The sequence below is a fragment of the Actinomyces sp. MRS3W genome, from assembly GCF_032465695.1.
Lineage (GTDB): Bacteria > Actinomycetota > Actinomycetes > Actinomycetales > Actinomycetaceae > Actinomyces.
In genome coordinates this window covers 24,096-45,923 of the sequence record NZ_JAWDJJ010000236.1, presented here as the reverse complement: position 1 = coordinate 45,923, position 21,828 = coordinate 24,096, and the positions used below count along the sequence as shown (strand labels likewise).

Below are 21,828 nucleotides of genomic sequence, written 5' to 3'. Positions count from 1 at the left end.
CGAGCCGTCCCGCGCTGCCATCGCCGTGGCCCCCGGGCGGGCGCTCCAGCTGCGCTCGCGCGCCCTGGAGACCGGACCCGCTCCGGCGTCACTGCGACTACCCGCCGATTGGGACGTCATCCGCGTGGCCTACACCGACCGTTTCGCCTTCGCCGGGGCGCTTGCCGCCCTGGGCGACGCCGTCGTCGTGCTGGAGCCGCACGTGCTGCACGCGGACGTGGTGGCACATCTGCGCGCGGTCGCCGCCCTGGCCGCCGCGGCGGAGGAGGAATAAGACATGGCTCGCCCCAGCTCCACCGACCGCCTCGTGCGGCTCCTCGCGCTGCCCGCCTGGGTGGCGGATCACGACGGCGCCACTTTCGAGGAGGCGGCCGCGCACTTCCGGGTGAGCCCCGAGACCATCCGCGAGGACGTCGCCACCCTGTGGGTGTCCGGCCTGCCCGGCGGCATGCCGGACGACCTCGTGGACTTCTCCGCGGCCGCCTTTGAAGCCGGGCGGCTCAGCCTGACCGAGCCACTGGGACTGGATCGTCCGGTACGCCTGTCACACCGCGAGGCGGTCGCCCTGCTGCTGTCGCTGGGCGTGCTCGGCGACGTCCTCGCCGAGGATCCCGAGGCCGCGGCCCCGCTGCACGAGGCGCGCCACGCGCTGCAGCAGGCACTGGGGGCGACCCCGGCCCCGGACCCGCCAGCTGACGCTACGCACTCCGACGTGCTGCGCACCGTTCGCCAGGCGTTGGCACAACACCGCCGCCTGCACCTCGTCTATGTGTCCGCCACCGATACCCGTTCCGAACGCGACGTTGATCCGCTGGAGCTGCGCAGTGACGGAACCCATCTCACGCTGCAGGCGTGGTGCCTGAGCGCCAGGGCGGAACGCTCCTTCCGAGTTGACCGCATCCTGTCCGCCACGCTGCTGGAAAAAACGGCGACAGCGCACCGCACTGCGCGCCGCCGCCATGCTCCCGCATCCGATTCGACGTCGACGACGGTCACGCTCGATCTCAAGGCGTCCGGACGCTGGCTGGTGGAGCAGATCCCCTGCGAGGTGGTGGAGGAGAGGGCCGATGGCTCGGCGCGCGTGCGGGTGCGCGGACGCGACCAGGCCTGGTTGGTGGGGCTGCTGTTATCGACCGGCACACATCTGCAGGCGGTGGCACCGGACGAGCTCCTGGCCGACGCCGGCGCCGCGGCACGGCGTGCCCTCGCACGCGACGCCGCCGTATACGCCTAGGGTGGAACGCCCCCGCGGGGTACGCAGTCCACGACACCGAAACGCTAGACTCATGACGTACCACGCGGGCTCAGCCAGTATGCGAGCCCCACGAAAGGAGTTGCGTCGTGATCAAGCCCACGCACATCGTCGTTCTGCTTGTGCTCGTCCTTCTCATCTTCGGCGCCAACAAGCTCCCCGAGATCGCCGGGAGTGTCGGTAAGTCCATGAAGGTGTTCAAGAAGGAGGTCAAGGAGCTCCGCGAGGACGAAGACGCCCCCACCGCCGCGCAGCAGCCTCCGGCCCAGATTCCGCAGCAGCCGCAGCAGGGCACCTACTACACCCAGCCCACGCAGCCGGGCCAGGCGGCCCCACAGCAGCAGGCAGCGCCGCAGCAGCCGCAGCAGTACACGGACGGCAACGTCCAGCAGTGATGCCCAGCGCCTGTGGCGCCGCCGCAGGCGCATCCATCGCGCATCATCGTTGAGCGTCGCCGAGACCGGGCCGCCTCGGTCTCATGGGCGTATTGGGCCATCAACATCCGGGAGGAGTAGAACGTGCCGCATTTGCCGAAGCTGCCCCACTCCAAGCGTAAGGACAATCCCGAAGCGGTGATGTCCATCGGGGAGCACCTGCGCGAGCTGCGCAATCGGCTGTTCATCTCCGCCATCGGCGTCACCGTCATGGCGATTGTCGGCTACTTCCTATACGACGCCGCCTTCGAGTTCATCACCCACCCGGTCGAGGTCGCCAGGGCCCGCGGCGCGGAACTCAACATCAACTTCTCCACCATCCTGTCCTCCTTCGACATGCGGCTGCGCATCTCCATCTGGATCGGTGTGCTGCTGTCCTCCCCACTGTGGATCTACGAGTTCTTCGCCTACGTGGGTCCCGGCATGACCCGTAAGGAGAAGGTCTACACCTGGGCGTTCGGGGTGGTGGCCCTGCTGCTATTCGCCGCCGGCTGCGCGCTGGGCATGTGGGTCATGCCGCACGCCGTGGTGATCCTCACCGGATTCATCCCGAAGACGGATTCGGCCACCGGCATTATGGACGCCTCGACCTACCTGTCGTTCGTCCTGCGCCTGGTGTTGGCCTTCGGAGCGGCCTTCCTGCTGCCCGAGATCATGGTCGCCCTCAACCGACTCGGGGTCATGAAGGGGCGCACCATGCTCAAGGGCTGGCGCTGGGCGGTGGTGGGCATCTTCACCTTCATGGCCTTCGCCAACCCGCTGCCCGACCCCTGGTCCATGATCTTCATGGCCATCCCCATCACCGGGCTGTACTTCCTGGCGTGCTACATCTCCATCCGCCACGATAAACACGTGGCCAAGCGCCGTGCACAGGAGGATGCGGCTCTGGACGCCGCCCTGGCCGAAACGCCTTCGACGGCCCCATGAGCTCGCCCGCCGAGCGCTACGCCGCCGCCCGCCGCCGTCAAGCGGAATCCCGCACCGAGCTCGCCTGTTTCGCCGCCACCTACGACTTCCCCTTTGACGACTTCCAAAATGACGCCTGCCGGGCGCTCGAGCACGGTGAGGGCGTGCTGGTGGCAGCCCCCACCGGGGCGGGTAAGACCGTCGTCGGCGAATTCGCCGTCCACCTGGCGCTTGCGCGTGGGCTCAAGGCCTTCTACACGACGCCGATCAAGGCCCTGTCCAATCAGAAATACCTCGATCTGGTGGCGCGGCACGGAGCCGACCGGGTGGGTCTGCTCACCGGCGACACCTCCGTCAATCCGCATGCGGACATCATCGTCATGACCACCGAGGTACTGCGGAACATGCTCTACTCCGGGGCCCGAGACCTGGATCGGCTGGGTTTTGTGGTCATGGACGAGGTGCACTACCTCGCCGATCGGTTCCGCGGTCCGGTGTGGGAAGAGGTCATCATTCACCTCGCCCCCGAGGTGCAGGTCGTCTCCCTGTCGGCGACGGTTTCCAATGCGGAGGAGTTCGGGGACTGGTTGGGACAGGTTCGCGGCGAGACCGCCGTCGTCGTCTCCGAGCACCGGCCGGTCCCACTGACCCAGCATATGCTGGTCGGGAGGCGGCTGCTGCCGCTGTACTCGGTGCCGGTCGCCCCCGGCTCCGCCTCCGAGGAGGCCGCCGTCTCCGCCCAGCCGCCGCTCAACCCCGATCTGCTCAAGGCGGTCCGGGACGCCCGCCGCGCCGCCGCGGGGGAGGACTCGGGCACGCCCGCGCGGGGCAGGTTCGCCCGACGGACAGGCCGCCCGCCGCGGCGCGGTGAAGCCGGCGCACGGACGGCCCGGTTGCGTCCGCCCTCCCGCGTAGCCGTCATCAGGGCGCTCGAGCGCGCCGACCTGCTGCCTGCCATCGTCTTTGTCTTCTCCCGTGCGGGTTGCGAGAACGCGGTGCGTGAGGCGCTCACCCGTGGCGTCAACCTCACCAGTGAGGCGGAGGCCCGACGTATCCGGGAGATTATTGACCGGCGCACCGCGGACATCCCCACCGGCGACCTGGGCGTGCTGGGCTTCCACACCTGGGCAGACGCACTGAGCCGGGGCGTGGCGGCCCACCACGCCGGCCTGCTGCCCGTGTTCAAGGAGACCGTGGAGGAGCTGTTCGCTGCCAACCTCGTCAAGGTCGTCTACGCCACCGAGACTCTTGCGCTGGGCATCAATATGCCGGCGCGCACGGTGGTGCTGGAATCACTGCGCAAGTGGAACGGCTCGGCCCACGTCACTCTCACTCCCGGGGAATACACCCAGCTGACCGGCCGTGCCGGCAGACGCGGCATCGACGTGGAGGGACACGCGGTCGTGTTGGCCACCGACGACGCCGAGCCCGCCTTCGTCTCTTCGCTCGCCTCCCGCCGCACCTATCCACTCGTCTCGGCCTTCCACCCCACCTACAACATGGCGGTCAACCTGCTGGGCCGGATGACGCGGGCACGCGCCCGTGAGGTGCTGGAATCCTCCTTCGCCCAGTTCCAAGCCGACCGCGGCGTGGTGGAGTTGGCCGCGCAAGCCCGCCGGAAACGCCACCAACTGGACGCGCTGGAAGCGCAGATGGCCTGCCACCTGGGGGACTTTCGCGAATACGCCCGCCTGCGCCGCCGCCTCAGCGACGCCGAGGCCGACCAATCCCGCGGGAATCGGGCGGCGCGACGCAGCCAGGCCAGCCGGACGATCGGTTCGCTCGCGCGCGGTGACGTGGTCCTGTACCGCACGGGCCGGAGGCATCGGCACGGCGTGGTCATCGCCCAGAACACGACCCACCCCGGAGACCCGCAGCTGACGGTTCTCGGTGAGGACAAGCGCGTCCACACCCTCACCCCCGCGAGCGCACCGGAGGGCGTCACCCGCGTTGGTGCCCTGGAGGTGGCCGAGACGGTTGACATCCACCGTCCGCGTGAGCGGGACCGGTTGGCGGATCGGCTCATTGACGCACTGCGCGCCGGCACGCTCGACGTCTCGCCCCAGCGCGGTACGCGGCGCAGGCGGGCAGCCGATGACGACGTCACTGACCGTGTGGAGCAGCTGCGCCACGAACTGCGCGTCCACCCGTGCCACGCCTGCCCGCACCGCGAGGAACACGCCCGTATCGGCCGCAGGTGGGTGCGGGTACTCGATGAGCTGGACCGGCTCCGCTCCCGCGTCGATAAGCGCACCGGTACGATCGCCCGCCAGTTCGACGCCGTGTGCCGGGTGCTCACCGAACTCGGATACCTGGCCCCCGCCGACCGCGGCCACCCCGAACGCGAGCTGCGGGTCACCGCCTCCGGGCGGGTGCTGGCGCGCGTGTATGCCGAACGCGACCTGCTCATCGCCGAGTGCCTGCGTCGCTCACTGTGGGACGGTCTTAGTCCAGCCGAGTTGGCCGCAGCGGTGTCGGCGTGCGTCTACGAGCCCCGAGTGACGGCGCAGTCGCTTACGCTGCCGATTGCGCCGGGCTCACGTCTGGCGCAGGTGCTGCGCCAGGAGCTGTCCGTCTCCCGGCGTATCAATGATCTGGAGGCGCTAGAACGGGTGGAGCCGTCTACCGGCGCCGAACCCGTCCTGGCCGGCGCCGTGCGGGCGTGGGCCGACGGCGCAGAACTGGCGACCATCCTGGAGGATACGGAGCTGACCGCCGGGGACTTCGTGCGCTGGTGCAAGCAGCTGCTCGATGTGCTCGGCCAGCTCGCCACCCTGAACCTGGGCTCTCACCTCACGGCGCTGGCGGCAACCGCCGCCGAATCCTGCCTGGACGTCAATAGGGGAGTGGTGAGTTGGTCCTCCGTATGAGCATGCGGAAGCGGTGGGGAGCGTCCGTGCTCATCGCGGGGTGTGCTGGGCTGGGAGTATGGGCCGCTTTCCCGCCGCTGGGCTGGTGGTGGGCGGCCCCACTGGGGTTGGCCCTGCTGGCCTCGGTGCTACGCGATCGGGGCCCCTGGACCGGGGCGGGACTCGGCCTCGTGTTCGGCATCGCCCTGTTCACGCCGCTGCTGCACTTCACGGCGGTCGCCATGGGCAATCCGATCGGCTGGGCCGCGTTGACCGTCGTCGAGTCGTTGTACCTGGCCGTATTCGGGGCCGCGTGGGCGCTGGCCAGCCGCATAGGCGTCCTGCAGCGGCACGGAACCTTGACCGTGCTCGCGCGCATCGTGGCCTTCACCGTGCTGTGGTGCGGCGTGGAGGAGGTGCGCTCGTCCTGGCCCTGGGGCGGGTTCCCGTTCGGTCGTCTGGCTTTCGCCATGGCCGATGCCCCCATGCTGCCGTTCGCGGCCTACGGGGGAGCGGTGGGGCTGAGCGCGCTGGTTGCCTGCGCCGGAGCCGGTCTGGCCGAGGCGGGCCGGGCCCTGCGCGAGCACCGCGCGTTGAACGCACTAGCGGCCGCGGCGCTGGCCGGCGTGGTCGCCGTGGCACCCATGCTGCTGCCCGTGGACGGCGCCGCCGAGGACGGTACTCTGCGCGTCGGCGCGGTGCAGGGCAATGTCGCCGAGGAGTTCGAGGATGCCTTCAATCGGGCGTTGGAGGTAACCGGAAACCACGCTGAGGCCACCCGGCAGCTCGCCGACGACGTCGGCACAGGCGCCCTCGACGTCGTCATCTGGCCGGAGAACGCCGCCGACCTCGACCCGCGCGCCACTCCGGCGTCGGCGGCCCTGGTGGAGTCGTCGGCCCAGGCCGTGGGCGCGCCGATCCTGGTCGGCGCCATACTCTATGCGAACGGTGAGCGCTACAACGACGTCGTGGTGTGGACCCCGGGTCAGGGCGCGGGGGAGTACTACCGCAAGCACCGCCCGGTTCCCTTCGCCGAGTACGTGCCGCTGCGCGACCAGCTGCGTCACCTGACCCGACAAGTGGACCGCATTGGCACCGACCTGGCCCCGGGAACCGGCCCGTACACGCTGCCGGTCCATGCCGCCGTCCAGGACCGGGACGTGCTACTCGCCATGGGAATCTGTTTCGAGGTCGCCTACGACGACACTCTGCGCAGTGGAGTGGAGCAGGGTGGCGAGCTCATCGTCATCCCCACCAACAACGCCAGTTTCCTCACCTCCTCGGAGGCGGAGCAGCAGCTGGCGCAAGGGCGGGTGCAGGCTGTCATCCACGGGCGTGCCCTGGTGCAGGTTTCCACCGTGGGTGTCACGGCCATCATCAATCCACGCGGCGGCGTCGAACAGCGCACCGAGGCCTACACCCAGGCCGCGCTCGTTGCCGACGTGCCGCTGCGCACGTCCATCACCGTTGCCGACCGCCTTGGTGCCCTGCCCGGACGCGCCCTCGAAATGGGGGCTGCCCTGCTGGCAGTGGCCGGTATGGTGTCGGGTATGGCACGGCTACGACGTCGCCGTCGACGAAACGTCGCACGATCCCGTCGACGCCGCCGCACATGAGCTCAACGCACGGGAGAAGAGTTGTGAAGGCCCTGGTTGTCATCCCCACGTACAACGAGATCGAAACCCTCGCCGGGGCGCTGGACGGCGTGCGCCGGGAGGCCCCGGCGGCTCATGTGCTCGTTGTCGACGACGACTCTCCCGACGGCACCGGCGCTCTCGCCGACGCCCGCGCCCAGGCGGACGACCATATCCACGTCCTGCACCGCAGTGAGAAGAACGGGCTCGGCCCCGCCTACCTGGCCGGATTCTCCTGGGCACTGGCGAGCGGCTATGAGCTCATCTGCGAAATGGACGCCGATGGCTCGCACCGCCCCGAGGACCTGGCACTGCTGCTGCAGCGCGCACAGATGGCCGACGAGCCCGACCTCGTCATCGGCTCCCGCTGGGTCTGTGGAGGCGCCACCTCCGGCTGGGACGCTAAACGCGTGGCCCTGTCACGCGGCGGCAACCTGTACATCAACGCCTGGCTCGGGCTGCGAGTCAAGGACGCGACTGCGGGCTTCCGGGTGTACCGGGCAAGCACGCTGCGGCGCCTCAACCTGGGTGAGGTCGAGGCGCTCGGCTACGGCTTCCAGGTCAATATGACCAAACTCGTCGCCGATGCGGGTGGCCGCATCGTGGAAATGCCGATCACCTTCCGGGAGCGCGAGGCGGGCCGCTCCAAGCTCTCCGGCGGCATCTTCTCCGAGGAGCTGGCTCTGGTCACCAAGTGGGGCTTGGCCAAGCGCGGCGGCCAGTTGGCCGCGCTAGCCGGATCCGCCCGCGACGGTGCCCGCAACATGCTGCGGCGGGCTCGGGGCAATCGGCGCGATCAGAAGCGTTCGCGGTAGATCTCGCCGGAGCGCAGCATCTCCAGCCGCTCATCCAGGAGGACCTTGAGCTCCTCAATGTCGCGGCGCTCCAGCAGCATGTCCCAGTGGGTGCGCGGCGCCTTCTTGGGCTCATCCGACTCGGGCTCGTCCTCACCGCGGAGCACCGCGACCTGCCCGCACTCCGGGCACTCCCAGGTCTGGGGAACCTCCGCCTCCATGGACATGGGCACGGTCGTGACGTGGCCGACCGGGCACTCGTAGGTGATGTTCTGCCGCTCGGCGAATTCCACGCCCTCCTCGGACTCCATCGACTTCGCGCCGATCGTCATGCCTCGCAGTGCGCGGTCCGCCATGCTCGTGCCCTTTCCTGTTGGTGTGCGTTAGCTGCGCAGAGCATAACGCGTCCGCGCCCCGAGCCATTCCCGGACCGTTTTCGGGCCGCGTCGGGGGCCGGGCTGCGGCATACTGGGCGCCATGGCAACCAAGCGCATTGGAATCCTGACAGCGGGCGGCGACGCCCCCGGGCTCAACGCGGCGATCCGCGGCTTCGGCAAGGCGGCAATCTCGGAGCACGGCTGGAAGCTCATCGGTTTCCGCGACGGTATGCGTGGGCTCGCCGAGAACCGCTACATGGAGCTGGACGGTGCCGCACTGTCCGGCATTCTCACCACCGGCGGCACCATGCTGGGCACCAGCCGGGACAAGGTGCATCGCATGGTGGTCGACGGCGAAGTCCGGGACATGATTCCGACGATCGTGGACAACCTTGAGAAGGACAAGATCGACGCCCTGGTATGCCTGGGCGGGGGAGGCACCGCCAAGAACGCCCGCCGCCTCATGGACGCCGGCGTCAACGTGCTGCACCTGCCCAAGACCATCGACAACGACATTGTGCGCACGGACAGCTCCTTCGGCTTCGCCACCGCTCTGGAAATCGCCACCGAGGCGGTGGACCGGCTGCACTCGACGGCGCACTCCCACCACCGCATCATCCTCACCGAGATCATGGGCCACCGCGCTGGCTGGCTGGCGCTGGGGGCAGGGGTCGCCGGGGGAGCCGACGTCATCCTGCTGCCCGAGGTGCCTTACTCAGTGGAGGCGATCGCCGAGAAGATCGAGCGGCGCCGCAAGCACGGGTCGAACTTCTCCGTCGTCGCCGTCGCTGAGGGCGCTCTCAGCCAGGCGGATGCCGAAGAGCTGGCCCACGCGCAGGCGCTCGTCAAGGATGCGTCCAGCCCCGAGCTCAAGGCCATGGCCAAGAAGGGTGTCAAGGCGCTGGAGGCCTCACATCGAGCCAACACCTTCACCCTCGCCGAGCAGCTCGAGGCTGCCACCGGTCTCGAGGCGCGCGTGTCCATCCTGGGCTACGTCCAGCGCGGCGGCACCCCGAATGCGGCCGACCGGCTGCTCGGGACCCGCCTGGGTGTGGCCGGAGCGAACGCCATTGCGGATGGGAAGTTCGGCGTCATGGTTGCCGACCGTGGCCACGACACCGCACTGGTGCCGCTCAAAGACGTGGCCGGCAAGGTCAAGTACGTGCCGCGCGACCACGAGTGGATCAAGGCGGCCCGCGCCGTCGGCACCGCCCTGGGTGACTGAAGCGTTCACCGACTGTGGCGGGCGCTAAGCACGCGGGGAAGCCGGCCAGCGGAGCGTTATCTATAGTCCACCCACGCGCAGATTATGACCTCCATCACATGGAGATACTAGCGTCACCACACAGATCGGTTGCTACCACGACGAGCGGTCAACTATGATTGACGCCATGAAGACTCTAGTCAGCGCCGACGATGACGCACCACTGAAGGAGCTCAGGCGCATTGTGCGCGAGCGCAAGCAACTCGACGCCGCAGAGGAACTCGCCGTGCGTCGCGCACGCAATGCCGGCCACAGCTGGACGGCCATCGGTGCCGCACTCGGAATCAGCAAGCAGGCCACCCACAAGCGCTACGGGAAGTAGCGCACTGTTCCAAACCAGGAGCATCCAGCCAGGGCATTGAGGCCGAGCCACAGACCGGTTAGACCGAACCGCCGCCCACACACCGCAAGAGCCGATAATGTACATTATGTCATTCCTCGAATGAGGAACGAGCGAGCACTCCTCCGTTCTGTGCCCTGATTCCAATGCGGCTCGGATGGGACTCACATGGGAGGCCCTGCCAGCCAGGGCAAGCTGTGGACCGTTGGCGGACCGGAACCCGGTCCGCCCGATTCGAAGCTGATTCAAAGGAGTCTCGGTGTTTCTTGCTCTGCGTGAGATACAGCATGAGCCCGGCCGTTTCGCGCTGGTCGTCTCGGTAATCACACTGATCACCTACCTCACCTTCTTCCTTGCCTCTCTTGCCTCCGGCCTGGCCGGCTCACCGGGCCATTGTGGACGGCTGGAGCTCTGGCAGCGTCATAGTCACCGAGGCGTCCAACGAGAACATCGCGGCCTCGCGAATGACCAGCGACCAAGTGACGTCCGCCACCTCGATCGCCGACGCCGCCGGTACACGCGCATCTCCCCTCATCTCCACTCCCGCAGTGGCGCAGCTCACTTCTGAGAATGAGTCCAAGGTGGACGTCTTCGCCTTCGGAATCGACTTGGACGGACGACTCTCCCCCACCATCGTGTCCGGCTCCAAGATCACCGATCCGACGAGTGAGCTCCTGGCCGATGAGAGCCTGAAGGCAGACGGGCTGGGAGTCGGTGACACGATCCGGCTCCTGGGCTCGGACCATGAGTGGACCGTCTCCGGCCTCACCCGGAACACGACATTCCAAGCCACCCCAGTACTCACCATGGACGCCAGCGCCCTGCAGGACAAGGGACCGGCCGCTGCGTCCCCCACGATCAGCGCCATGGTGCTTGACGACGACATCACAGCGGACTCAGCAGCAGCCGAAACCGCCCCAGCCACCGGGCTTGCTCTGTTGACGACTGAGGAGCTCATTCAGACGCTGCCCGGCTACTCCGCGCAGGTTCTGACATTCACCCTCATGATCGGCTCCCTCATCCTCGTGGCCTCACTGGTACTCGGGATCTTCCTTTACGTGCTCACCCTCCAAAAGCGGCCAGTCCTGGGCATCCTGCGGGCACGCGGGGTCCCCACCGGCTACCTCATCCGCTCCGGCGGTGTCCAGACCGCGGTCCTTGCGGCGGTCGGCGTCCTCGTGGGACTGGTACTGACCCTGGTGACCTCGGTCATCCTTCCCGACGCCGTTCCGTTCCGCCTGTCCTCGGGGCTCAACGCCGCCATCTCCCTCGCCTTCATCCTGGTATCGGTCTTGGGAGGGCTGGCCTCGGTGCGCGTCATCGCCCGCATTGATCCTGTGGAGGCAATCTCATGAATAACAACTCCGAACGGCATGCTTCAGCGATGGCGGCGCTGACCCTGTCCAAAGTGACTCGCGACTACCGCCAGGGCAAGGAGACCGTGCATGCGCTACGAACCACGGACCTGGAGATCCACAACGGTGAGCTCGTCGGCATCCTGGGGCCCTCCGGCTCGGGCAAGTCGACGCTGCTCACCGTCATGGGCGGACTGCGCACGCCCACGACGGGCACCGTGGAGATCGGCGGGGAACCGTTCTCCGCGCTGCCCGAGAAGAAGCGGGCCCAGCTGCGCCGGCAGTACCTGGGGTTTGTGCTCCAGAACTCGGGCCTGGTCCCGTTCCTCACTCTGGCTGACCAGTTCGCCCTGCATGACCGGGTACTTAAGCGCGCCCCCACGACGGAGCATCGTGACGAGCTGCTTGACACTCTGGGCATCAGCGACCGTGTGCGCGCCTATCCGTCCCAGATGTCCGGAGGTGAGAAGCAGCGCGCCGCGATCGCCGTTGCCGTCTACCACGACCCCACCGTGATCTTGGCCGATGAGCCCACGGCCGCACTGGACTCTCACCGAGCCCACGACGTGGCACAGCTGCTTGCCCAACAGACGCACGAGCAGGGCAAGGCAACGGTCATGGTGACCCACGATGAACGGATTCTGCCGGTCTGCGACCGGGTCATGGTCATGCGCGACGGCGTGCTCAGCGACGAGAAGCGCTCCGAGTCGCCGTAACATGCTCTACAATGTTATGACATAACCGTGACCAAGATGGTCGCCTGGCGTCCGGATGCACGAAACCGGCCTCGTGGGGATTAGGCTTGTCCGGAATTTGTCGGACAGCCGGGCAAAACGGCCCGGCCGACTCATATGCCCAGGTCAGTCACGTCTCACAAAGGAGTTGCCGTTGACCGTACGTCGTGAACCCACACTTGCCGACGTCGCTGAAGTCGCGGGTGTCTCCTTGACCACGGTTTCCCGGGTGCTCAACAACCGGGGCTACCTCAGCCAGGCGACCAAGGACCGCGTCGCCAAGGCCATTACTCAGCTCAACTACCGGCCCAACCAGGTTGCGCGGGCACTCCACGGCAAGTCGACCAAGATCATCGGCGTCATCGTGCCAACGGTCGCCCTCCCATTCTTCGGTGAACTCGCCGCGGAGATCGAGAACGCACTGGCCGATCACCACTACCGCATGCTGGTGTGCAACTCGATGGGGCGAGCGGAACGCGAACGCGAGTATTTGGACCTGCTCATCTCCCACCGCGTGGACGGCATCATCTCCGGTGCCCACAACGAGAACCTCGAGGAATACCAGACGGTGCGCATGCCGCTGGTGACGGTCGACCGCGACCTCTCCCCCACCATCCCGAATATTCGCTGTGCCAACGAAGCGGCGGCGCGAGAGGCCACCCAGTTGCTACTGGACCGGGGGGCACGCCGCCCCGCGCTACTCACCTCACGCACCGGCACACACAACCGTCGCGAGGCCGGCTACCGCACCGTCCTGGCCGACGCCGGTATTGAGCCACTCATCTTCACCGTTGACTTCCACACTCCCGACGCCGAACGGGCCCGGCTCATCGATGCTCACCTCGACGCCGCGGCCGACGACATCGACGCCGTCTTCGCCACCGATGACCTCTCCGCGGCCGCGGTGCTGGACTGGGCCGAACGCCACGGCCGCCGCGTGCCGCAGGACTTCAAGGTCATCGGTTTCGATGGGACCTCCGCGGTGCGCCGCGCTCTACCCGGTCTGGCCACGGTACGCCAGCCCATCGCCGGGATTGCCGCCGCCGCCGTGGACGTGCTGCTGGCCCAAATCGAGGCGGCCGCCCAGGGCGAGGAGGCCGCGCCCGTGGACTCGCCTATTGAGCTGCCCGGCGAACTGCTGGTCGGGACGACCGCCTGAAACCAAAGCTGGTGGCCAACCCGTTGGGGTTGGCCACCAGCTTCTTGTTGCGCGCCTGATGCTCAGGCGCTTGCGCCTTGCTCCGCCGGCTGCTCGGCGGGAACGACGGCGTACAGCGCATCGCCGCGGGCGACCTCGCCGGTGTGCTCATCGGCCAGGCCACCGAAGGCGGTCGCATTGGACACGACAATCGGGGTCACCGTCTGGTAGCCCGCCGCCGTGACGCCGTCCCAGTCGACGTCCACCAGCGGCTGACCGCGCAGCACCTTGTCCCCCGCGGATACCTTCGGGCTGAAGTGCTTACCGTCAAGCTCGACGGTGTCCATACCCACGTGGATGAGCAGCTCGACACCGCTGGCCGAGCGCAGGCCGTAGGCGTGGCCGGTCGGGAAGGCGACCAGCACCTCGCCGTCGACCGGGGAGACGACCGGACCGGAGTCCGGAACCACAGCCAGGCCGGGGCCAAGCATGCCGGAGGCGAAGGTCTGATCCTGCACTTCGGACAGCGGTACGGCCTTGCCCTGAATCGGGGCGGTGACGGTGAAGTCGGTGGCGGCCTCGGCGGGCAGTTCGACGGTGGCGGCGTGTGCCTTGGTGGCCTCCGCCTCGAGAGCAGCCTCGTCCACCTCGTCGTCGGCCGCGAACGATGCCTGGCCCTTCGGGGTCCGGCCGTAGATGAACGCCGCCGCGAAGGCGATGACGAAGGTCATGGCCTCGAGCATGAGGTAGGTGGGGATGTTGCTGGTGATGATGGAGACGAAGCCGACGAATCCGGCCGCGCCCAGCGCCGCGCCGCGCACGTTGAACAGGGCCACACCGGCGCCACCGATGGCGGCCGCGCCCATAGCGATGTAGAAGGGCCAGCGCAGGCGCAGGTTGACACCGAAGATGGCCGGCTCGGTGATGCCGAAGACGGCGGACACACCACCGGCACCGGCAAGACCCTTCATCTTGGCGTCGCGGGTGTTGAAGAAGACCGCCAGGGCCACCGCTCCCTGGGCCACGTTGGCCATGGAGGCGATCGGGAAGATGAAGTCACCGACGCCGCCGTTGACGGGCAGCAGCGGGATCTCGACGGCCGGGAAGGACTGGTGCAGGCCGGTGACGACGATCGGCGAGTAGACCAGGCCGAAGAGGAAACCGCCGATGGGGCCCAGGGTGTTGTAGGTCCAGTCCAGACCCTCGGTGATCCAGAGGGACAGCTGGCGGGTGATCGGGCCGACCAGGACGAAGGTGAGGAACCCGGTGACCAGCATGGTGATGAGCGGCGTGAGCAGGAAGTCCGCGGTACCGGACAGGCGCTTGTGCAGCCACTTCTCGATGGTCGACAAGATCCAGGCCACGCACAGCACCGGGATGACCATGGCCTGGTAGCCGATCTTATCCACGGTCAGACCGAACAGGCTCCAGGTGTCGCTGGTGCCCATGTAGTCCCAGAAGGCCTGGGCAGCGGCCTCATCGGCCATGTTGTAGGCGCTCAGCAGCGAGGTGGAGACCATGGCGGCGCCCATGGCGGCACCGAGATAGACGTTGCCGCCGAAGCGCTTGGTGGCCGAGTAGCCGACCAGCACCGGCAGGAACGCGAAGGCCGCCGAGGAAATCATATTGATGAGCTGGGCGTAATCGTCCAGCCAGATGAAGCGCTTCACGAGGGCCTGGTCCCCGAACAACCCCTCGGCGGTGAGCACATTGTTGATCGCCATCATGAGGCCGCCGGCGATGAGGGCGGGCAGGATCGGGACGAAGATGTCCGCGATCATCTTGATGAAGCGGGAGAAGATATTGCCGCTCTTGGCAGCTTCCTGCTTCGCCTCGTCCTTGGAGACTTCCTTGACACCGCCGGTCTTGACCATCTCATCGAACACGAGGTCGACGTCTCCGGGACCAACGATGATCTGGAACATGCCGCCGGCTACGAAGGTGCCCTTGAGATCGGGGTCCTTGTCCAGCGCCTTCTGGTCCACCTTGTCCATGTCGTTGAGGACGAGGCGCAAACGAGTCGCACAGTGTGCTGCCGCGTTGATGTTATCGGCGCCACCGACGTAGGTCAGGACGTCTTGCGCCACGCGGGCGTGATCCATTGCCACCCGGGCTTCCTTTCTGTGGGAACTGATGACTCTGCGTTGAGCTCGACGGAAGGTTCCGGTGCGTCGGGGTCAACCGCTCGCCCCTGCCGCCTAGACCTGTGTCAAACGTTGGTCAGACTACCGTTCACCTACGGGTTGCGCAACCGTCTCAGTCGTAGGCAATCGCGCACCCAGACGCCAGTCGGAACGGGCTGGCAGCAAAGACGACGGCGCCGCTAGCCTGCGGGGAGACGAAACTGCGCAGGGTAAAGGCAATGTCGCCGTCGCCCACGAATACCTCGGTGATGGAGCGATCGTGCAGGATCTCCAATCGCGGCACGGTTCCCGACAGCAGGGTGACCGTGCGCACCTGGCCGTGCTGGGTGTAGCGCGAGTGCGAACGATCGACGACCAGGCGCGTTGCGTCGGCGTCGGGCACCAGCTCGACGGTGATGTAATCGGCGTCGTCGCCGATGCGCACGCCCCAGCGTTCCTGTGCCTGTGCGGTTTCCAGACGCATGTGCCAGGAGCGTTTGCCGTCCAGTTCCGCTATGCGGGTTGCGGAATCCAGCCACTCCCCCACGATGCCCAAGGCGGGGGCGTCATGGGGCAGCTCCACGGCCGGCCGTTGCAGGAGGCGGCCACCGCGCAGCGTGAGTACCCGGGGAGCGGTGAAGGCATGTACCCAGCCGCCGGTTTCAATCGAGGGTTGATCGTCCTCAGCGGCATTACCGGCCCAGCCGACCATGATGGCCGGGCCCGGCTGGCTGGGGCGGCGGGCAAAGACCTGAGGGGCGTAGAACTCGAAGCCCCGGTCGACCTCGGCGAAGGTGCCGTCGCATTCGCGCAGCTCGGTGCCTTCCAGTCGGCCGACCGTGTAGACGCAGGGGAAGATGTTCTCGTACCCCTCGGCGTCGGGGGTGATGCCCTGCGGGCACCAGATGAGCACGTCCCGTACATGCCCGGTGAGCTCGTCGGTCAGCCGCACCAGGCCCGGGCACTCCCACATGTATCCGAAGTGGTCGAAGGCGCCGTCGGCGTCCGGGAAGGTCAGTTCGCCCTCCAGCTGCCAGTGCAACAGGTCCGTAGAGCGGTACAGCAAGGCGGTGCCGGTGAGGTCTTCACGCTGTGCGCCGACCAGCATGCGGAAACTGCCCGGGGCGTCGGGATCGCGCCACACCTGCGGGTCGCGGAAGTGGGGCGTATAGCCCTCGGGGTGAGCGGGCAGCAGCGGGTTGGCCGGCCATTTGGTGAAGTGCTCAAGGTCGGGGCTGGTGACCAGGCACTGGCTGGCGGTGCGAGCATCAGTGACCGGATCCTTGAGGTTGCCGGTGTAGAACAACTGGTAGGCGGCACTATCGGGGGCCTGCGCGGGCTCGTCACCGTCCAGCACCAGCGCTCCGCCGGAATACGCGCCGGAGCGATCATAGAAGGAGTCGGGGATGATCGCCGGCTCGTGCTGCTGCCAGTGGAGCAAATCGTCGGAGGAGGCGTGTCCCCAGTAGACCAGTTTGCGATGGGGATGGAACGGGCTGAATTGGTAAAAGGCGTGGTAGGTGCCCGAGTCAACAAGCAGACCGTTGGGGTCGTTGAGCCGACCGACCGGTGCCGCCAGGTGCACCACGGGATAGTCCGGATCGGTAGCTGCCCGTGAGCTGGCGACGGCATCCTGGGCGGCCGCCCTCAGATCCTCGCTCATCCCCAAATTCATGTCCTCACTCATGCGGGTGACCTTAACAGCCGTTGCCGAGTGACAGGCTCTGAATGGAATGGGAAGTCCCGGGGCCCAGTCAGTGGAAGTACGGAATCAGCAGCCACAGGCCGAACAGGACGATGCCCACGGCACAGGCAAGGAAGAAGCCCGCGGCCACCTCGGCCGCATGCAAGCCATTGACTTCTCCTGCCTGCCGTTTGATGTGAACCGCGTCGAGCATGCGCGCTGCCGCCGAGACGACGGCCAGAATGAAGGCCGTACCAACAACTGTCACGAGGGTGACCAGGGCGAGGGAGGACCAGTCGATACTCATACGAGAGCTCCTGTTCCGCGGTCGCCAGAGCCGGCGCCCACCAGTTCGCGCTTGACCTGCTCCAGGGTCTTGGGAGCGCGGCCGAGCGCCGGGTCGGTTTGCTTGGCGACGACCACCTTGTCGGCGTCATTGACATTGGAGAAGTCGACCTTGTTGTGGTTGGCCTGCCGGATGATGAGCAGGGCGCTCAGCAGCAGCATGGCAATGACGACGAGCGTGCCGATGACTCCGCCTTTGACGGCGATGAAGGACGTCACCGCACCGACGACGCCCGCGCTGGGCAGGGTGATGAGCCAGGCGGCGCCCATCTTGCCGAAGGTGCCCCAGGAAACTTTGGACCCGCGGCCGACGCCGGTGCCGAGGATCGAGCCGGTGCAGATATGCGTGGTGGACAAGGCGAAACCGAGGTGGGAGGAAGCGAGGATGGCGACCGTCGAGGTGGTCTCTGCGGCGAAGCCCTGTGGCGGATCAATGTGGACCAGCCCCTTGCCCATGGTGCGCATAATGCGCCAGCCGCCGGAGTAGGTGCCCAGGCCGATGGCCATGCCGGCGGCAGCCACAACCCACCAGTAGGGGGCGCTTCCCGGCTCCTGGTAACCGGCCGCAATGAGCACCAGGGTGATAACCCCCATGGTCTTCTGGCCGTCGGAGGTTCCGTGGGCCAGGGCCACCATGGAGGCGGAGATGCGCTGTCCGTGGCGGAAGATCTTCTGACTGAACTTGTCGTCCGGGTTGGAGATCCGATAGGTGATCCAGGTGCCGATGGCTGAGGCCAGGCCGGCCACGCACGGGGCGATGAACGCCGGCAGGATGATCTTGGAGATGACGGTGCCCCAGTGCACGCCTTGGAATCCGGCGGCGACGACAACAGCGCCGATCAGTCCGCCGAACAGGGCGTGCGATGACGAGGAGGGCAGGCCGAGCAGCCAGGTGGCGAGGTTCCACAGGATGGCACCGGCCAGGCCGGCGAACACCATGGCGGGGGCCGCCTGAATAAGCGCGTCATCAAACATGCCATGGGAGATCGTCCGGGCGACTTCGGTGGACAGGGTGGCGCCGACGACGTTGAGGACGGCCGCGATGAGCACGGCGCGCCGCGGGGTGAAAGCGCCCGTGGCCACAGACGTCGCCATGGCGTTTGACGAATCGTGGAATCCGTTGGTGAAGTCGAAGACGAGCGCCGTGACGACGACCACGACCACGATGAAAAGGGTTGTACTCATGCCATTCCCGGTCGGGTGGGCGGTCCTGCGATCGCGCCGGGAGACTTCCCCGCACTGCACAGGTCCGGGCCGCAGGAACGCGGCCTGCTGTCATTCTTACCCGCTGGAGGCGAGCCGCCGAAGCCCTGCGAGCGGGAATTCACCAACTGTTCACTCGGGGTGTGGCGGCGGCGACGTCCTGCCCCAGGAAGAGGCCGACGCCTCACCGACGCCCCGCTCGCCCAGGGGGCGTCGGCCCGGCTTGAGCGATAGGGTCAGGGCCATGGCAGCCCGAAGTGGTAGCAGCAGTACGCGGCAGTCCCGCACCCGTCGGCGCACAGCATCCGCGCCTCTCGACCTCGGCATCGACCTGGGCACGACACGCACCGTCGTGGCCCGTGCGGACCGGGGCAATTACCCCGTCGTCACCTTCACGGACACCGACGGCGACGCCCATGAGTTCTTCCCTTCCCTGACCGCGCTGACCGCCGACGGGCTGGTGCACGGCTTTGCGGCACGCGCCGCCGCCCGCCGCGGCGCTCCCCTGCTGCGCAGTCTCAAGCGAGTACTGGCCTCACCGACGGTGACTGCCCAGACACCGGTTGTGCTGGGCGAGCGCACCTTCACCGTCTCCGAGCTATTGGTCAGTTACCTCACGACGGTACGCGAGCAGTTGCTCCGCTCCGGCGCCCTGGAGGGTGCCGACCCGGCCGACGAGGACGCCAATATCGTCGTCGCCGTGCCAGCGCACGCCTACGGCGCCCAACGGCTCATCACGCTGGACGCGTTCCGCGAGGCCGGCTTCCACGTCACCGCCATGCTCAATGAGCCCAGCGCGGCGGGATTCGAGTACACGCATCGCAAATCCCAGACCGTCTCCTCCCGGCGCACCCGGGTGCTGGTCTACGACCTGGGCGGCGGCACCTTCGATACCTCGCTTGTGGACGTACGCGGCCAGTCCCATGAGGTGCTCGCCTCGCGCGGCGCCAGCGACCTCGGCGGCGACGACCTCGACCTTCTGCTGGCCCAGACCGCGCTCGCGGCGGCCGGCGTGGCGGAGGAGGAGCTGACGGCAGCGCAAATCGACGACCTCCTCGATGACTGCCGCGACGCCAAGGAGTCCATGGCACCGCAGACGCGTCGGTTGCTCATCACCGTGCGCGGGCACGACCTGGTCATTCAGGCGGCCGACTTCTACACCGCGGCGACCCCGCTCATCCAGCGCAGTCTCGACACCATGGCACCCCTCATCGGCCGGCTCGACGACGGCGGTCCGGATCTCACCGACATTGCCGGCATCTACCTGGTGGGGGGCGCCTCGGCCTTTCCGCTCGTCCCCCGCCTGCTGCGGGAGCGCTTCGGTCGGCGCGTGCACCGCTCCCCCTACCCCGGCGCCTCCACCGCAATCGGTTTGGCCATCGCCGCCGACCGCACGGCCACGGTGGCTCTCACCGACCGGCTCTCTCGCGGCTTCGGCGTCTTCCGTGAAGCCGAAGGCGGCACCCGCACCGTGTTCGACCCCATCCTCAGCGAAGAGTCGATTCAGGAACGCGCCGACGGCGCACGCGGGACGATCATCACCCGCCGCTACCCCGCCGTGCACAACATCGGGCGCTATCGGTTCGTGGAGTGCGCGGGTGTCGACGACTCCGGCGAGCCCCGCGGCGAGCTGGCGCCTTACGAAGATGTCCTGTTCCCCTTCGACCGTTCCCTGCGGGAGGTCGAGGAGCTCAAGGCGGTACCCGTACAGCGTCTCGGCAACGGCCCTGAGGTGGAGGAGCGCTATGAGATCGACGGTGCCGGGCTCATCCGGGTCACGTTGACGGATCTGTCGGACGGCTACGCACGCACCTACGTACTCGGGCGCAGAACCAGCTGAAACCCGGTCAAGCGTCCGGGGCGCGCCCGGGTCAGACCAGGTCCGAGGCGCGCGTCAGGGCCGCGGACTCCTCCGCGGAGAGGGCCAGGTCCAGGGCGTCCAGGATCGGGCCCAGCTGGTCCAGCGTACGCGCTGAAGCCAGGGGCGCGACCACGCCCGGCCGCTCACGCAACCAGGCCAAGGCCACCGCGGCCGGAGCCACTGCGTGTGCGTCTGCGATCTCGCGCAACACGTCCACGACGGCGAAGCACTCCGGACGCAGATAGTCCTCCACCCAGCCCCCGCGCGCGGAGGCGGCGGGCGCGGCGGCCGACACCGTATCGGGACGGTACTTGCCGGTGAGGAATCCGGAGGCGAGCGAGAAGTAGGGCACGAGTCCCAAGCCGTGGGTGGCCGCAACCTCTCCCCGATTGCCGGGCCCCTCAACGTCCTGGCGGTGGACGAGGTTGTAGTGGGGCTGGAGGGCCACGGGTGGCGCGAAGTCGTTCGCGGCGGCGATGGCGCACCATTCCTCAACCCGGTCGGGCGTGTAGTTGGACAGCGCGACATAGCGTGTCTTGCCGGCGCGGCGCACATCCTCGAAGGCCGCTACGGTCTCCTCCAGCGGCGTATCCGGATCGTCGAAGTGGGCGTAGTACAGGTCAACGTGGTCGGTGCCCAGACGCGCCAGCGACTCGTCGATGGCCGCGTGGATATTGTCCACGCCCAGACCCTCCCGGCCCGGCTTGGTGGACACCTTGGTGGCGATGACGACGTCGTCGCGCCGCTTGCGGTGTCGCAGCCAGGAGCCAATGACGCTTTCGGATTCGCCGCCCGTGTGCCCCTCGGCCCAGTGAGAGTAGCCGTCTGCGGTGTCGATGAGGTTGCCGCCGCCGTCGATGTAGGCGTCCATGATGCGGTGGGACGTGGCCTCGTCAGCTGTCCAACCGAAGACATTGCCGCCCAGACCGATGGGGCTGACCGACAGTTCCGAGCGTCCGAGTGTGCGCATCGCCGCCATGGCTCAGACCGCCTGCTGCCGGGCCGCGCGGCGCTTGGCGAGCTCGTCTTCAACCACGGGGGCGTCGGCCGCGTGCTCAACCGGCAGCTCGGCGAGTGAGCCCTCGATCTCATGCCAGACACGGCCGACCGCAATGCCAAATACGCCCTGCCCGCCCTGCACCAGGTCGACGACCTCGTCCGCGCTGGTGCATTCATAGACCGAGGCGCCGTCGCTCATGAGCGTGATGGAGGTGAGGTCCTCGACGCCGCGTTCATGGAGGGCGTTGATGGCGACCCGGATCTGCTGCAGGGAGACGCCGGTGTCGAGCAGGCGCTTGACAATTTTGAGCAGCAAGATGTCACGGAAGGCGTACAGGCGCTGCGAGCCGGACCCCTTGGCGCCCCGAATGGAGGGCTCCACCAGGCCGGTACGGGCCCAGTAGTCCAGCTGTCGGTAGGTGATGCCGGCGGCGCGGCAGGCGACGGGCCCGCGGTAACCGGTGTTGACATCCAGGTGCGGGAGCGGGTCGCCAAAGAGCATCCCCTGCATGTGCTGAGATGCGGGGGCGTGAAGA

Annotated in this window: 19 protein-coding genes and 1 pseudogene; 13 read left to right on the top strand and 7 right to left on the bottom strand. The window is 67.7% G+C overall.

Annotation, left to right across the window (positions count from 1 at the left end):
- The 7 genes and pseudogenes from RWX45_RS09135 to RWX45_RS09105 all read left to right on the top strand — a co-directional run.
- Window positions 1–274: pseudogene (locus tag RWX45_RS09135) on the top strand (WYL domain-containing protein); the annotation flags it as partial.
- A gap of 3 nt (window positions 275–277) precedes the next feature.
- Complete coding sequence (locus RWX45_RS09130) at window positions 278–1,234, top strand: WYL domain-containing protein (RefSeq protein ID WP_316023409.1); 957 nt, start codon at window positions 278–280, stop codon at window positions 1,232–1,234.
- 107 nt (window positions 1,235–1,341) lie between these two features.
- On the top strand, window positions 1,342–1,647 hold the full coding sequence (gene tatA, locus RWX45_RS09125; RefSeq protein ID WP_316023408.1) for a Sec-independent protein translocase subunit TatA: 306 nt from the start codon (window positions 1,342–1,344) through the stop codon (window positions 1,645–1,647).
- 180 nt (window positions 1,648–1,827) lie between these two features.
- On the top strand, window positions 1,828–2,613 hold the full coding sequence (gene tatC / locus RWX45_RS09120) for a twin-arginine translocase subunit TatC (RefSeq protein ID WP_410050705.1): 786 nt from the start codon (window positions 1,828–1,830) through the stop codon (window positions 2,611–2,613).
- Window positions 2,610–5,462: a DEAD/DEAH box helicase gene (locus RWX45_RS09115; RefSeq protein ID WP_316023406.1), complete on the top strand. Its 2,853-nt coding sequence runs from the start codon at window positions 2,610–2,612 to the stop codon at window positions 5,460–5,462. Before tatC ends, RWX45_RS09115 begins: the two co-directional genes overlap by 4 nt.
- Window positions 5,459–7,057 carry an apolipoprotein N-acyltransferase gene (gene lnt / locus RWX45_RS09110; RefSeq protein WP_316023405.1) on the top strand — a complete coding sequence of 533 codons (1,599 nt, stop codon included), beginning with the start codon at window positions 5,459–5,461 and terminating at the stop codon, window positions 7,055–7,057. Before RWX45_RS09115 ends, lnt begins: the two co-directional genes overlap by 4 nt.
- 23 nt (window positions 7,058–7,080) lie before the next feature.
- The gene (locus tag RWX45_RS09105) at window positions 7,081–7,890 is read left to right on the top strand and encodes a polyprenol monophosphomannose synthase (protein WP_316023419.1); all 810 of its coding nucleotides are present in this window, start codon (window positions 7,081–7,083) and stop codon (window positions 7,888–7,890) included.
- Here RWX45_RS09105 and RWX45_RS09100 read toward each other — a convergent pair.
- Complete coding sequence (locus RWX45_RS09100; protein ID WP_316023404.1) at window positions 7,872–8,225, bottom strand: RNA polymerase-binding protein RbpA; 354 nt, start codon at window positions 8,223–8,225, stop codon at window positions 7,872–7,874. The two genes, RWX45_RS09105 and RWX45_RS09100, sit on opposite strands and share 19 nt — an antisense overlap.
- A gap of 121 nt (window positions 8,226–8,346) precedes the next feature.
- Between RWX45_RS09100 and RWX45_RS09095 the strand changes: the two genes are divergently transcribed.
- The 5 genes from RWX45_RS09095 (at window position 8,347) to RWX45_RS09075 (ending at window position 13,098) form a co-directional block, all read left to right on the top strand.
- Window positions 8,347–9,471 carry an ATP-dependent 6-phosphofructokinase gene (locus RWX45_RS09095; RefSeq protein WP_316023403.1) on the top strand — a complete coding sequence of 375 codons (1,125 nt, stop codon included), beginning with the start codon at window positions 8,347–8,349 and terminating at the stop codon, window positions 9,469–9,471.
- Between the two features lie 166 nt (window positions 9,472–9,637).
- Entirely contained in the window at window positions 9,638–9,832 is a 195-nt protein-coding gene (locus RWX45_RS09090) for a helix-turn-helix domain-containing protein (protein ID WP_316023402.1), read from the top strand.
- A 371-nt stretch (window positions 9,833–10,203) separates the two neighbouring features.
- Window positions 10,204–11,205: an ABC transporter permease gene (locus tag RWX45_RS09085; protein ID WP_316023401.1), complete on the top strand. Its 1,002-nt coding sequence runs from the start codon at window positions 10,204–10,206 to the stop codon at window positions 11,203–11,205.
- A complete protein-coding gene (locus RWX45_RS09080) occupies window positions 11,202–11,921 on the top strand; it encodes an ABC transporter ATP-binding protein (RefSeq protein WP_316023400.1) in 720 nt (239 codons plus the stop codon). The genes RWX45_RS09085 and RWX45_RS09080 overlap by 4 nt, the downstream gene beginning before the upstream one ends.
- Before the next feature lie 172 nt (window positions 11,922–12,093).
- Complete coding sequence (locus RWX45_RS09075) at window positions 12,094–13,098, top strand: LacI family DNA-binding transcriptional regulator (protein ID WP_316023399.1); 1,005 nt, start codon at window positions 12,094–12,096, stop codon at window positions 13,096–13,098.
- Window positions 13,099–13,160: 62 nt separating this feature from the next.
- Here the strand turns inward: RWX45_RS09075 and RWX45_RS09070 are convergent, their stop codons facing one another.
- From RWX45_RS09070 to RWX45_RS09055, 4 genes are all read right to left on the bottom strand, one after another.
- Complete coding sequence (locus RWX45_RS09070; RefSeq protein WP_316023418.1) at window positions 13,161–15,179, bottom strand: sucrose-specific PTS transporter subunit IIBC; 2,019 nt, start codon at window positions 15,177–15,179, stop codon at window positions 13,161–13,163.
- A 154-nt stretch (window positions 15,180–15,333) separates the two neighbouring features.
- The gene (locus RWX45_RS09065) at window positions 15,334–16,863 is read right to left on the bottom strand and encodes a glycoside hydrolase family 32 protein (RefSeq protein ID WP_316023417.1); all 1,530 of its coding nucleotides are present in this window, start codon (window positions 16,861–16,863) and stop codon (window positions 15,334–15,336) included.
- A gap of 91 nt (window positions 16,864–16,954) precedes the next feature.
- A complete protein-coding gene (locus RWX45_RS09060) occupies window positions 16,955–17,191 on the bottom strand; it encodes a hypothetical protein (RefSeq protein ID WP_316023398.1) in 237 nt (78 codons plus the stop codon).
- The gene (locus RWX45_RS09055) at window positions 17,188–18,414 is read right to left on the bottom strand and encodes an anion permease (RefSeq protein WP_316023397.1); all 1,227 of its coding nucleotides are present in this window, start codon (window positions 18,412–18,414) and stop codon (window positions 17,188–17,190) included. Before RWX45_RS09055 ends, RWX45_RS09060 begins: the two co-directional genes overlap by 4 nt.
- Before the next feature lie 262 nt (window positions 18,415–18,676).
- Between RWX45_RS09055 and RWX45_RS09050 the strand changes: the two genes are divergently transcribed.
- Window positions 18,677–20,272, top strand: coding sequence for an Hsp70 family protein (locus RWX45_RS09050; protein ID WP_316023396.1), 1,596 nt, complete (start codon window positions 18,677–18,679; stop codon window positions 20,270–20,272).
- A 31-nt stretch (window positions 20,273–20,303) separates the two neighbouring features.
- Here RWX45_RS09050 and RWX45_RS09045 read toward each other — a convergent pair whose 3' ends face one another.
- Window positions 20,304–21,272: an aldo/keto reductase gene (locus tag RWX45_RS09045; RefSeq protein ID WP_410050704.1), complete on the bottom strand. Its 969-nt coding sequence runs from the start codon at window positions 21,270–21,272 to the stop codon at window positions 20,304–20,306.
- A gap of 3 nt (window positions 21,273–21,275) precedes the next feature.
- Window positions 21,276–21,794 carry a MerR family transcriptional regulator gene (locus RWX45_RS09040; protein WP_316023415.1) on the bottom strand — a complete coding sequence of 173 codons (519 nt, stop codon included), beginning with the start codon at window positions 21,792–21,794 and terminating at the stop codon, window positions 21,276–21,278.
- Window positions 21,795–21,828 lie beyond the last annotated feature (34 nt).